Origin of the sequence: Rhizobium sp. YTUHZ044 (genome assembly GCF_051123975.1) — a bacterium.
GTDB lineage: Bacteria > Pseudomonadota > Alphaproteobacteria > Rhizobiales > Rhizobiaceae > Rhizobium.
The window spans coordinates 438,869-451,246 of the sequence record NZ_CP101428.1; the positions used below are offsets into that span (position 1 = coordinate 438,869).

Below are 12,378 nucleotides of genomic sequence, written 5' to 3' on the forward strand. Positions count from 1 at the left end.
CTTACCCGCCTGCCGGCAGCCTCGCATCTGCTTGGAGCGCGCGACGGGCCAGAGGTCGTGCAAAGATGACCACGTTGCCGAGAAGCGTCAGCGCCAGGCCGATCAGGCCGAGGCTGGTCCAGTGGTAGCCCTCGAAGATCGTCGACAATGACAGGGCGACGATCGGGAACAGGACGGTGGCATAGGCGGCGCGTGAGGAGCCGATGCGGGAGACCAGCATGAGATAGGCGGTGAAACCGATCACCGATCCGATTGCCGCGAGATAGAGCAAGGCGGCGAGATAGGTGATGTCAGGCGGCGTCACGATCGGCGTTTGCGTTAGGGCAATCAGCAACAGGAGAACGACCGCGCCATAGGTCATGCCCCAGCCATTGGCGGTCAGCGGTGAAATTCCCGCCGCGCTGTTTCGACGCGAGGCCATATTGCCGAGCGAGAAGAACAGCGTGCCGAGCGCCGCGAGCCCGATCCCTTTCAACGTGCCCATATTGAAATCGACGACAACCTCCTCTGCGAACAGCAGCAGCAGGCCGGTGGCGCCGAGCGCTGCCGCGAGCAGCGTGCGGCCTGTAATGCGGTCGCCGAAGAACAGGCGCGCATTGACGGCATTGTAGATCGTTGCGAGCGAGAAGATGACGGAGATCAGCCCGGACGGGATGAAGCCGGCGGCGTTGTAGAAACAGATGAAATTGAGGCTGAACAGGCAGAGCGCTTGCGCCAGGATGAAAGGTTGGTCACGCAAGGCCGGCAACTTCAGCCGCCGCATGAAAGCCAGGATGGCAACGAGGATCACGGCTGCGAGCGCAAATCTGTAAAAGACCGAGACCAGGACCGGCACGGGACCGACCTGGATCGCAATGGCGATCCAGGTCGTGCCCCATATGAGGACGGTCGCGATGAAGAGAGCGGCATTTGCCATGGAGTGATCCTCGTTTTCTCCATGAATAGGCGAACCGTGAGCCGGTCTCTTGCAGATTCTTGCTGTGAAATTCTTAGCCCCGGAGTTCCCGCTCGCCACGTCGGCCGTCCACCGCTATTGTTCGCAAGACGTCACGGGTGTGGGAAGAATTGGTGAAAGACAGCCGCCTCTCTGTTTTCAGGTTTTTGTCCGCATCGCCCTCGGCGCGGATGTCGCAGTCGATCGATCTGGGGCTCGGGCGATCTGCGGCCCTCTGGAGCAATGGCAGCGACAGGATGAGCTATGAGCGGCCGGACGGACATACGTTCAGCCTTTATCTCAACGGAGGCGCCGGAACGCGCCGTCTGGACGGCAGCCCCGCCGCGCGAGGACGGCCCGGGGCCTTGTGTGTCATGCCACAGGGGCACTCGTCCGAATGGGAAATCACCGATCCCTTCGACTTCGTCCATCTCTATGTTCCCGACGATCAGATGCGCCGGATGTTTGCCGAGACGTTTGACCGCGATGCGCGGTTTATGGCTGTTGCCGAAGCGACCTTCGCCGATGCACCCGTCTTGGCGCATACGCTTCGGCAGTTGACGGAAGCGATGTTGGCGGGGGATCATCTGCTGGCTGAAGAAGCGATGACGCAGACGATCAGTGATTTTTTGGTTGATCCGCGTTATGGAGGGACGCGCCCTTGCGCGATCAGCGGCGGGCTCGCGCCCCATGTGCGCCGCCGCAGCCTGGACTATATCGAGGCCCATCTCGGCGAGACCATCCGCTTGCAGGATCTGGCGACGATCGGCCAGCTCAGCGCCTTTCATTTCCAGCGGATGTTCCGGGCAAGCTATGGTGTGTCCCCGCATGGCTGGGTGGCTCACCGGCGTGTCGAGCGCGCCAAATCGATGCTGCGCGGCCCGGACCCGATCGCACAGATCGCTTCGGCCTGCGGCTTCAGCAGCCAGAGCCACATGACGCGGGCTTTCAAGTCGGCCACAGGCGTCACACCCTCTGCCTACCGGCAGCGGCAGTGACGCGGCTTCTCCGAGCGCTACGACTCCTGCAATCCATAGAGCAGCGGCATCAGCCCCGCGAGCGCCTTGAAACGTTCCCATGACTTGGACGAGGGTTTCGTCCAGCCGGTTTCGGCAAGTGCCGAAAGGCGCGGGAAGACGAGACGGTCGAAGACGGCGCGATCCGTCATCGGCTCGGACCAGATGCAGGCCTGGATGCCGAGCAGTTGCTGTTTCTGGCTCGCTGTCCAGCCGCCGACGGGATCGAAATTGTAGAGCTTTTCCGCGTCGGAATTTCCCGCCCAGCTGGCGCCGGGCTCATCCCAGTCCGCCCTCAGCGCCATGTCGAGATAATAGACCTGGCCCGGGCAGACGACCATCTGATAGCCGCGTTCGGCGAGTTCGGCCGAAACCTCAACATTGCGCCAGCTGCAGAGATAGCTCTTCGACTTGTCGATGACGTCGCCGTGCGCGGCTTCCTCCCAGCCGCCGGTGATGCAGCCCTTGCTCGCGAGGAAGCGCTGGACACGCTCAAGGAATTCCGCCTGCAGGATGGCGGCGCCCGAGCCGTGAATGTCATCGGCGCCATGGGTGTTGGTGACGACGTTCAACCGTTTGGCATGCGCATCGGCAACCTCGTCGCCGGCGATGGCGCTGAGGCGCGCCAGCGCTTCCGGCGAGCCGGACCATGCGCCGAGGGGAACCTCGTCGGCGCCGAGATGGATCGTCTTGAACGGAAAGAGCTCGATGAGTTCGGAGAGAATGGTCTCGACGATCTGGTAGGTCTGTTCGCGCGCCGGATTGATGCAGTTGTCGGGAAAACCCTGAACCGAGTAATAGCTGGCTTTTTCGGCCGGGTCGCGCAGCTCCGGTATCGCCTGTTGCATGGCGTAACAATGTCCGGGCATATCGATCTCCGGCACGATTTCGATGCCGAAGTTCTTTGCGAGGGCGACGATCTCGCGGATGACAGGCTTGGTGTAGTAGCCGCCCGTCCGCGCCGGGCTTGAACCCAGAAGCGGCGGCACGGCGAGACCGTGGCCGCGCCATGCGCCGATCTCTGTCAGGGCCGGGTAGGCATCGATCTCCACGCGCCAGGCCTCGTCGTCGGATAGGTGCCAGTGGAAGCGGTTGAGCTTGTTCCAGGCCAGCACCGCCAACAGCTTCTTGACCTCGGCCGCGCCATAGAACTGGCGTGCGACATCGAGATGCAGACCGCGCCAGCCCATCGACGGCTCGTCGACGATCTCGCCGGATGCGGGAAACTGGAAAACTTGGGGGTGCAGCCTGGCGCCGCGCCAGATCTGGCCGAGCGTGACGAGGCCGTAGAGGAAGCCGGTGCGGCTGCTTGCCTCGATCGTGATCGCCTCTTCTTCGAAGCTCAGCCGATAGGCCTCCGGCCCGAAGCCGGCAGCCTCCTTCAGGCCGACACGAACCGCGCCTTCGGCCTCGGTTCGCACGATGCCTTCGACCGCGAAGAGATGCTCCGCCAGCGCCGCGAAGCTTTTTGCCGCCGCCTCCCCTTCAGGGCTCTGCGCCTGCGGCGCAAAACCCGCCGGCAGCGGGCGGCGCGATGCGACGGCGACGCGGTTCGGCCAGGGGATGATCGACACCGGAACGGGCGCGTTGACGGGAACGGGATAGATCTCGGCACCGCGCTTCAGCGGCGCATTGCTGACGGAAGAGCGTGTCGGCCCGACGCCGAGCACGATGGTGCTGCCATCGGACAATGCGAGATAGGCACTCGTCGCGCCGTCCGTCCAGTGGCGGAACTGCCAGCTGAGCGCATAGACGGAGATCGTCCAGGTTTCGCCTGCGCCGAGAACGAAGTTGGCCGGCGGCTGGAATTCGGTGAAATTAGAAAGCCGTTGCGACACCGTTGCGCCTTCCACGCGTCCGGCGGGGTCGACGCGGCCCGGACCGCTGACGCAGAGGGAAAAACTCGAAAGCGGCTCGCCGCCTAGGTTCTTGAGGCGCAGGACATAGGAGAATTCCTTGCCCTCGGCAGGCGGATTCCAAATGGTTTCAAGCCGCAGGGCGTTCGGTCGCGGTGTCGACATTGGTCACTCTTCCTTTGAGGAAAACGGGGCTTTTGGACGTTCCGGCACGGCCACCGGGATCGGAGCGGCGATTGAAGTCAATCAAATTGATTTAATAGTGATAGCCAGTTTCCCGCCGGGCCGTCAATCGGCCACCCGGAATTTCTGCCGCCCGGCACTTAAGCAAATCCCCCCGATGACATCGCCGGGGTGTCGCAATGTGGGAAATAATATCGGCTTGCCCATTTGCGTTAATATTAAGGTACCGTGAGCGACCAACGCCCGGCTGGTGGCGATCTCCTCGGTCTGCGCGCGCTGGATCAATTCTTCGCCGCAGCGTGGCGGTTGACATGCCGATCGTTTCGATCGCAAACATGAAAGCCCTAGATTTCTCACCGATCGGACGATGCCGCGCTGGCGGGATACTCGCATGTCGGAACGACTTGAAGCTGCTCGTCCTGATGGAAGGCCCGCCATGGTCTGGTTCGGCTTCCTGGCCATGTGCGTCGGCATGTTCATGGCAATCCTCGACGTTCAGGTGGTGGCGACATCGCTGCCGACCATCCAGTCGGCGTTGGGCATCGATCCGGATCAGATGAGCTGGATACAGACGGCCTATCTGATCGCCGAAGTGGTCGCCATCCCGCTGACCGGTCTGCTGACGCGGCTTTTGACGATGCGTTGGCTGTTCGTCGTCGCCATCAGCCTGTTCGTGACGGCGTCGGCCGGCTGTGCGGCGAGCGGCAGCTTCGGCGCGCTGGTCGCCTGGCGGGTGCTTCAGGGCTTTTCCGGCGGAACGCTGATCCCTTCGGTGTTTTCAGCCGTGTTCATTCTGTTTCTGAACGAGCGGCAAGCGCTTGCGACGACGATTGCCGGCGTGCTTGCGGTGCTTGCGCCCACCGTCGGCCCGATCGTCGGCGGATGGCTGACCGAAACCTATTCCTGGCACTGGCTGTTCCTGATCAACATCCTTCCGGGGCTTGCCTCGGCAATCCTTGCGGCCCGCTTTCTTCCCAGGCAGGAGGCCGATCGGTCCGAACTCAGGCATCTCGACGGCCTGTCGCTCCTCTTGATGGCGGCAGCGCTGACGGCGCTGGAACTCAGCCTCAAAGAGGCGCCGACCAGCGGCTGGACCTCGGCCTACGTCCTCAGCCTGCTGGCCGTCTGCCTTCTCTCGGGCGGCGCGTTCATAACGCGAACGCTGCGCCGACGCCGGCCGATCGTCGATCTTGGCAATTTCGGCGATCGGAATTTTCTCGTCGGCTCGGTTCTGAGCTTCATCCTCGGCATCGGCCTTTTCGGCTCGGTCTATCTCATGCCGGTCTTTCTCGCTTTCATCAGGGGACACGACGCCCTTGAGATCGGCGTGACCATGCTGGTCACGGGCATCGCACAGCTGGTCACTGCGCCGGTCGCTGTCGCGCTGGAGAAACGCATGGATGCGCGGCTGCTGTCGGCCGCAGGTTTCGCGCTGTTTGCGATCGGCGTCGGCATGAGCGCGTTTCAGGATCCGCGCTCGGATTACGACGCGATGTTCTGGCCCCAGGTGGTGCGCGGCGTCGCCATCATGTTCTGCCTGCTGCCGCCGACCCGGCTGGCGCTCGGCACGCTTCCGGCTGATCGCGTTCCCGATGCGAGCGGGCTTTTCAATTTGATGCGCAATCTCGGCGGCGCCATCGGCATCGCGCTGATCGACACCATCATCTACACACGCTCGGAGCCGCTGGGACAAGACCTCTGGGCACATCTTGAGGCCGGCGACATCGAGGCGGCCACGTTTGTCGGCGCGCCTGCCGAGATCATATCGGGACATAGCGGCAGCTTCGATGCGGATACCATGGCGACGCTCGATCCGCTGGTCCAGACCGCGGCCAGCGTTCAGGCGATCAACGAAGCCTGGATGGTCGTCGCCGTCCTGACCGGCTGCGCCCTGTTCTCGGTCCCTTTCGCCAGGCGGCCGGCGCCGGCATGAGACCCGGGCAACGATCCGACTCGACTATCTTCTGCGGCAAATATCAATCGGACACAGAAACGTCGATCCATCGACCGGTTCCTTGGTCACCGTAGATATCAACGTCAATCCATACATTGCCACGCAGGATCATATTGGCGGCCCCTCGCGTCATCGTTCCGTTCCGAAGCATCTGCTCCAGAGCTTGGCGATTTGCCGGATCGGCAAAGAATGAGTCCGATTGATCGTCATGATCGCGCACATGGTACTGATGGAAATTCGCCCTGTCTTGTCGGATGATCTGCCACGGCTGGGTAAGTCTAGCCCCATTTGAATTGTAAAGATCAGCGTCGCCGATATACGCGCGATAGCTTTCGATCAGGCGATTGCTGTGGGTGGCCTGAACTCTCGCTTGAGCGTGCGCTGTTCCCGCCACGATGACTGTGCTGAATAGAATCGATAATAATTTCCGCATGTTGCCTTCTTTCAAAAAGAGCGGTCTTACTGAGCGTTAAGCCAATTCGCCAGCCAAAAAGTGTCTTTTTGGCATAGCGAGGCTCCAGCGTGTGAGGGAACCGCCGGCGGCCGCCAAAGTTTAGCCTTTTGAAGCCATTGGCGGAGATGAGTTCAATGGCAGACGCACCGAACTCGCTCACCAGCACCGATGGCTCGCAGATTATCCTGTTGAGGCCATCATCGCCTACCGTGGGAATTCAGCATGAACACCGAGACGATTATTTTCGATGAGAGCGACTGGGTTCCGAACAACCGGCGCCTTCCTGTATTGCTTTACCGGGATGTCTTTGCCGACGGTGGACCTCGCGATTTCAAAGATCGCTTCGCGGCAAACGGTTGGACCGGCATCTGGACGAACGGTGTCTTCGATTATCAGCACTACCATTCCGGTGCTCATGAAGTGCTGGGCATTGCACGTGGCAGCGCCACGCTGCTGATCGGCGGTCCCGGCGGTCGAGCGCTCGAAGTCACGGCGGGAGACTGTCTGGTGCTTCCAGGCGGAACCGGGCACCAAAACCTCGGCTGCACTTCGGAGTTCGAGGTCATCGGGGCTTATCCCAAGGGGCAGCATGCCGACATTCAGACTTCGGCTGCTTCAAGTGAAATGCTGGCGAAAATCTCGTCAGTGCCCCTGCCCGATACCGATCCCGTTCAGGGACCATCGGGATTTCTCATCGAGAAGTGGCGATAGCCACTTGCGCACCCTGATATCTTTCGCTTTCTGTTCCGCTTTGAGCTGGTTTTTGCAGCGTCCTCATGTGCGTTCATCAGCTGCGGCACCTTGTCGACCTTCCCATCATCGGTAAGATTTCTCTCAATCTTTTTGCGCCATCCTTTGATTCCCCTCTGACATCAATCGACGAGATCTTTATGGCCCCGAACCTCAAGCGCAGTTTGCAAATGCCACGACGCGAAGAGCTGGGTCTCGTTGCGATCAGCAACGGTTCCGGCCTGTCGATATCGGCTTTGCCGAACGGCACGTTGTTTGCCATCGAATATGCCGACGACAAAGGGGCGGTGCAGATCAATCAGATCCAGGGCTCGCCGCTCTACGGCGGCATCGGCCGCCTTTATCTGCGCATCGGAGGCGCCAAGCCTGATGTCGTCGAGATCGTCGGCCCTCGCGCCGATGGCCGCTTCGGGCACGATGCGACTGGCTTTTCCTGGAGCGGCAAGGCCGGCGATATCAGCTACACCGTCCGCCTCGAGCTGCATCCCTCCGAGACGGCCTGGTTCTGGCGCGTCACGTTCAAGCATTCGAAGAAGGGAGCGCTGCCGGTGGATCTGGTGCTCGTCCAGGACGTCGGTCTCGGCGATCGCGGTTTTCTGATGAACAGCGAAGCCTATGCTTCGCAATATGTCGATCACCATATCGCCGATCACGAGACATATGGCCCCGTCGTCATGAACCGGCAAAATCTCAAGCAGTCGGGCGCCCGCAATCCCTGGCTCATCCAGGGGTGCTTCGATGGCGCGGCCGCCTATGCCACGGATGCGATCCAGCTGGTGCAGGCGAAGCATCGGCAGGGCGACCTTCTGGTTGGTTCCTTCGGCACCAACCTTCCGAGCGAACGGCGGCAGCAGGAGACGGCCTGTCCGGCCATTCAGTCGAAATCCTTCTCCGTACCGGCAAGCGGTGCGACTGCGAGTTTCTTTGCTCTGTTCGCCGCCGATCACCCCGAGGCCTCGAGCGATGCCGACCTCTCGCGGCTCGACGGGTTCGCGGCGCCGGAGAGTGCAGCCGCCGATCCGGAGGCGGCCGCGGCCGTTCGCAGCCTGCTCCAGGATGCGCCCCTGCTGGAGGCCGAGGCGCTGGACCTGAAGGCGATCCGAAGGCTCTATCCGGAGCGGACCTTGGAGGAGCGCGCGCACGGAAGGCTTCTTTCATTTTTCGTGCCGGACGGCGTTCTCAACCGCCACGTCGTCCTGCGCGACAAGGAATTCATCGTCGCGCGGCGCCATGGCGCCATCGTGCGAAGCGGTCAAAACATGCTGCTCGACGATTCAACCCTTGCCGCCACCTGCTGGATGCAAGGGATTTTCGCCGCGCAGCTGACGATCGGCAATACATCTTTCCACAAGCTTTTTTCCGTCTCCCGTGATCCCTACAACCTGATGCACGCCAGCGGATTGCGCATCATGGCCGATCTCGACGCAGGCTGGCGGCTTCTGGCGGTGCCATCGGCCTTCGAGATGGGACTGAGCGATTGCCGCTGGATCTATCAGTGCCGGGATCGCAGGATCATCGTCACGGCGATCGCTTCCGGCGAGGATGCGGCGATGCAGTGGAGCGTGTCGGTGGGGGGCAAGCCGTGCCGTTTCCTGGTGTTTGGCCATGTCGTGCTCGGGGAGCGCGAATATGACGCCGGCGGGCAGATCGAATTCGATCCCGGCCGCAAACGCATCTCTTTCCGGCCGGACCCGGCCTGGCTCTGGGGCGAGCGTTATCCCGATGCCGTTTACTGGCTGGTGAGTTCGACGCCCGACGCCATCGAGGAGATCGGCGGCGATGAGCTGCTCTATGCCGATGGCGCTGCACGCAACGGCGCCTTCATCGCGCTCAAGTCCCGGCCGACGCTGGCGCTCTCCTTTGCCGTCGTCGGTTCGATGACCGATGCCGAAGAAGCCGAACGGCTGGCGCGCCGTTATGAGGCCGGCGTCACCGATGAGGCCATGCTTGCGCCGGCATCGGCATTCTGGCGCAACGTCGTGCGCGGCATGAGGATCGACAATCCTTCGCCCGATCTCGCTGCCCAGACGACCCTTCTGCCCTGGCTTGCGCATGACGCCATCGTGCATCTCAGCGTACCACACGGCCTGGAACAATATACGGGTGCGGCCTGGGGGACGCGCGATGCCTGCCAGGGGCCGATCGAATTCCTGCTCGCTTACGAGCACGACCGCGAAGCCAGGGAGGTGGTGAAGACCGTCTTCAGCGAACAATATCTGGAAGGAGGCGACTGGCCGCAATGGTTCATGCTGGAGCCCTATGCCAACATCCGGGCGGGCGACAGTCACGGCGACGTCATCGTCTGGCCGTTGAAAGCGCTCTGCGACTATATCGAAGCGACCGGCGATCTCGCCATTCTCGACGAGAAGGTTTCCTGGCGCGATGAAAAGACCATGCAGAACGCGCCCGAGGCCGACGCCATCGCCTCTCACGTCGAGAAGCTGCTCGATACCGTCCGCACACAGTTCATCCCGGGAACGCATCTGATCCGCTATGGCGAGGGAGACTGGAACGATTCCCTGCAGCCGGCCGATCCGCATCTGCGCGACTGGATGGTCAGCAGTTGGACCGTTGCTCTGCTCTATGAGCAGTTCGTCCGTTATTCCGCCATCCTGCGCCGGCGCGGCCAGAGCGGCAAGGCAAAGGCTCTGCGGCAGATTGCAACCGCGATGCGCCGGGATTTCAACCGTCATCTCGTGCGCGACGGCGTCGTTGCCGGCTACGGCATCTTCGATCCCGCCCATGACGGCGTCGAATTGCTGCTGCATCCGAGCGACAAACGCACAGGCCTTTCCTTTTCGCTGATCTCGATGACGCAGGCCATGCTCGGCAAGCTGTTCACGCCGGCGCAGAGGCGGCATCATATGCGGCTGATCGAGGAGCATCTGCTCTTCCCCGATGGCGTGCGGCTGATGGAAAAGCCGGCGAGCTACGCCGGCGGGCCCGAAACGCTGTTTCGCCGGGCCGAATCCTCGTCCTTCTTCGGCCGCGAGATCGGACTGATGTATGTGCACGCGCATCTGCGCTATTGCGAAACGCTCGCGCTGGAGGCTTCGGCAGAGGAGCTGTGGAAGGCGGTCGCCATCGTCAATCCGATCGCCGTCACGACGGTCTTGCCGCACGCTTCACTGCGCCAGCGCAATACCTATTTCAGCAGCAGCGACGCGGCTTTCCACGACCGCTATCAGGCGGCGGATGACTGGGCGCGCGTCAAGGCGGGCAAGATCGCCGTCGACGGCGGGTGGCGCATCTATTCAAGCGGACCCGGCCTCTACACCAGGAGCTTCGTCGAAAATATCCTGGGTTTCAAACGACGCTTCGGCCGGCGCCGCCGCAAACCGCTTCTGCCGGCGGCGCACGCCGCCGTCGCTCTGCAAACGGATCATAGCGCCTGGCGGCGGTTGAGGAAGCCGAAGATGAAAATGGCGTTGAGAGAACCCTAAACAACGGCAAGAGAGAACGGCTGGAGAGCATCCTATGCGGCCCGTGTTCCTCGGCAGGACGAGGGTTTCCGCGCCTTAGCTTGCGCAGCCCGCCCCCGGGGCCGCTATCAGCAGATCCGAGCGACAGGGTTTCTTATGACAGGCAACTCCTCACAAAGCAAAATCCTGAAACACAGGGCACGGTCCGATGCCGAAAAGGCGCGTATTTGTGCCGCTAACAATGCAGATCTGTATCAGGCGGTTTTCCGTGCCCATGGACTGCCTGATCAACGAACCAACGCATTTTGGTCAAGCGACGCGATTGCACCGCCATACTATTCCAACATGACAACACTTGACCCGGATGCAACGGAGGAACAGCTGGTTGAAATCGGTTGGCTGACAGATCGGCTGGGACGGCGCCCCGGTTTCAAAGACGGGTTTTCCCGGTTCAATCTCGTCGACAAAGGGTTCCAGTTGTTGTTTTCCGCATCGTGGATTTGGGCCGAACCTCACAAAATTTCAGCGCGTGCGCCCCAGGAGTGGGTACGCATTCGCGATGCGGCGGCCCTGCAACGCTGGGAACATTCGTGGAAAGAGTCGGGTAGCCCCACAGATGCCGACGTCTTCACACTGGGTCTGCTTTCCGATCCGGACATACACATCTATGGCCGATGGGCCGACGACGGCTTTGACGCGGGCTGCATCGTAAATCGATCACCCGAGGCTGTCGGGATCTCCAACATCTTTAGCTTGGCTGGCACGCCGCAGGTCTTCCGGGATGCCGTCTCCTTGGCCACTGTCGCCTTTTCACCCGATCTGCCGCTTGTCGGATACGAGCGTGGTGCAGCACTGGACGAAATGACAAAACTGGGTTTCAAGCCGGTCGGCCAATTGCGCATTTGGCTCTCTGATGAAGGCGGCATGTAACGCTTTTCTTAATTTGCGTTGTTCAGCGGGAAATCACGCAACGCCCTCAAGATGCGAACGTTCAGGACAGGCCGGTCGCGTCGCGCAGTTCCTCGAACCGGGCAGCACTCTTCGACAGATGGCTGCGGATGGCACGGCGCGCGGCCGCTTCGTTGCCGTCGCGGATCGCCGTGAATATGGCGTGGTGTTCCCTACGCATACGAGCGGCATGGCGCTTGCGCTCCGCCGCGGTCATCTTGTCCAAGCGTGCCCATTGCCGCGGCACCATGATGTTGCCGAACGTATCGAAGAGGCGGCCGTAGTAGGAATTCTGCGTCGCCACCAGGATCGACCGGTGGAAGGCGTAATCTTCCTCTGCGCCATATCCACCCTCTTCGAGCGCCCTGTCGAGCGCATCGAGCCGGTCCTGCATACGGTCTATGTCTTCCGGCGTGCGCCGCAGCGCGGCAAGACCGGCCGCCTCATATTCGACCCCCATGCGCAGCTCCAGCACCCGCAGAACCTCATCGATCGACTGCAGGTCATTGGGAATGATAGAGAAGGATCTCGGTGTCGGATCGTCCGAGACGAAAGCCCCGAGCCCCTGGTGCGTGGTGATCAGTCCTTTGGCGCGCAGGGTCGCGAGCGCCTCGCGCACGATCGTGCGGCTGACGCCGGTCGCCGCCATGATCGCCTGTTCGGTCGGCAGGCGCTGGCCCGGCTTGAGGTCACCGGACTCGATCTGCGCCGTCAGCGTATCGGCAAGGTTGCTGCGCAGGTTCGACGGCTGGCGAATGGTGGTGAAGAGCGCGTTGTCCTTGTCCGTCATTCCTTGTCATATCCTGCCTGTCGGGGCGGCTGCGCCGGCCGGTAAGCTTTTGCTAGCGCATGCCGGCCGGA

9 protein-coding genes are annotated in these 12,378 nt (G+C 61.9%); 5 read left to right on the top strand and 4 right to left on the bottom strand.

Annotation, left to right across the window (positions count from 1 at the left end):
• Nucleotide 1: 1 nt before the first annotated feature.
• Nucleotides 2–916, bottom strand: a complete 915-nt coding sequence (locus NL154_RS27455) for a DMT family transporter (protein ID WP_434734431.1) — start codon at nucleotides 914–916, stop codon at nucleotides 2–4.
• A gap of 275 nt (nucleotides 917–1,191) precedes the next feature.
• Between NL154_RS27455 and NL154_RS27460 the strand changes: the two genes are divergently transcribed.
• Nucleotides 1,192–1,932, top strand: coding sequence for a helix-turn-helix domain-containing protein (locus NL154_RS27460; RefSeq protein ID WP_434734534.1), 741 nt, complete (start codon nucleotides 1,192–1,194; stop codon nucleotides 1,930–1,932).
• Nucleotides 1,933–1,949: 17 nt separating this feature from the next.
• Here NL154_RS27460 and NL154_RS27465 read toward each other — a convergent pair whose 3' ends face one another.
• The gene (locus NL154_RS27465) at nucleotides 1,950–3,971 is read right to left on the bottom strand and encodes a beta-N-acetylhexosaminidase (protein WP_434734432.1); all 2,022 of its coding nucleotides are present in this window, start codon (nucleotides 3,969–3,971) and stop codon (nucleotides 1,950–1,952) included.
• A 409-nt stretch (nucleotides 3,972–4,380) separates the two neighbouring features.
• Here NL154_RS27465 and NL154_RS27470 point away from each other — a divergent pair, with 409 nt between their 5' ends.
• Nucleotides 4,381–5,922, top strand: a complete 1,542-nt coding sequence (locus NL154_RS27470; protein WP_434734433.1) for a DHA2 family efflux MFS transporter permease subunit — start codon at nucleotides 4,381–4,383, stop codon at nucleotides 5,920–5,922.
• 43 nt (nucleotides 5,923–5,965) lie between these two features.
• Here the strand turns inward: NL154_RS27470 and NL154_RS27475 are convergent, their stop codons facing one another.
• Nucleotides 5,966–6,376, bottom strand: coding sequence for a hypothetical protein (locus NL154_RS27475; protein WP_210632408.1), 411 nt, complete (start codon nucleotides 6,374–6,376; stop codon nucleotides 5,966–5,968).
• A 243-nt stretch (nucleotides 6,377–6,619) separates the two neighbouring features.
• On the opposite strand from NL154_RS27475, the gene NL154_RS27480 reads away from it, so the two are divergent.
• The 3 genes from NL154_RS27480 to NL154_RS27490 all read left to right on the top strand — a co-directional run bounded on the left by NL154_RS27480 (nucleotide 6,620) and on the right by NL154_RS27490 (nucleotide 11,499).
• Nucleotides 6,620–7,108 carry a cupin gene (locus NL154_RS27480; protein ID WP_434734434.1) on the top strand — a complete coding sequence of 163 codons (489 nt, stop codon included), beginning with the start codon at nucleotides 6,620–6,622 and terminating at the stop codon, nucleotides 7,106–7,108.
• A gap of 179 nt (nucleotides 7,109–7,287) precedes the next feature.
• Entirely contained in the window at nucleotides 7,288–10,590 is a 3,303-nt protein-coding gene (locus NL154_RS27485) for a GH36-type glycosyl hydrolase domain-containing protein (RefSeq protein ID WP_434734435.1), read from the top strand.
• Between the two features lie 135 nt (nucleotides 10,591–10,725).
• Nucleotides 10,726–11,499, top strand: coding sequence for a hypothetical protein (locus tag NL154_RS27490; RefSeq protein WP_221145180.1), 774 nt, complete (start codon nucleotides 10,726–10,728; stop codon nucleotides 11,497–11,499).
• Between the two features lie 61 nt (nucleotides 11,500–11,560).
• Here NL154_RS27490 and NL154_RS27495 read toward each other — a convergent pair whose 3' ends face one another.
• A complete protein-coding gene (locus NL154_RS27495; protein ID WP_210632411.1) occupies nucleotides 11,561–12,307 on the bottom strand; it encodes a FadR/GntR family transcriptional regulator in 747 nt (248 codons plus the stop codon).
• Nucleotides 12,308–12,378: the final 71 nt, after the last annotated feature.

Bases quoted from the DNA above. Each gene is read 5' to 3' on its own strand.
- NL154_RS27460 (WP_434734534.1), top strand. From the start codon at position 1,192: ATGAGCTATGAGCGGCCGGACGGACATACGTTCAGCCTTTATCTCAAC.
- NL154_RS27485 (WP_434734435.1), top strand. From the start codon at position 7,288: ATGGCCCCGAACCTCAAGCGCAGTTTGCAAATGCCACGACGCGAAGAG.
- NL154_RS27490 (WP_221145180.1), top strand. From the start codon at position 10,726: ATGACAGGCAACTCCTCACAAAGCAAAATCCTGAAACACAGGGCACGG.
- NL154_RS27480 (WP_434734434.1), top strand. From the start codon at position 6,620: ATGAACACCGAGACGATTATTTTCGATGAGAGCGACTGGGTTCCGAAC.
- NL154_RS27465 (WP_434734432.1), bottom strand. From the start codon at position 3,971: ATGTCGACACCGCGACCGAACGCCCTGCGGCTTGAAACCATTTGGAAT.
- NL154_RS27495 (WP_210632411.1), bottom strand. From the start codon at position 12,307: ATGACGGACAAGGACAACGCGCTCTTCACCACCATTCGCCAGCCGTCG.
- NL154_RS27470 (WP_434734433.1), top strand. From the start codon at position 4,381: ATGTCGGAACGACTTGAAGCTGCTCGTCCTGATGGAAGGCCCGCCATG.
- NL154_RS27455 (WP_434734431.1), bottom strand. From the start codon at position 916: ATGGCAAATGCCGCTCTCTTCATCGCGACCGTCCTCATATGGGGCACG.
- NL154_RS27475 (WP_210632408.1), bottom strand. From the start codon at position 6,376: ATGCGGAAATTATTATCGATTCTATTCAGCACAGTCATCGTGGCGGGA.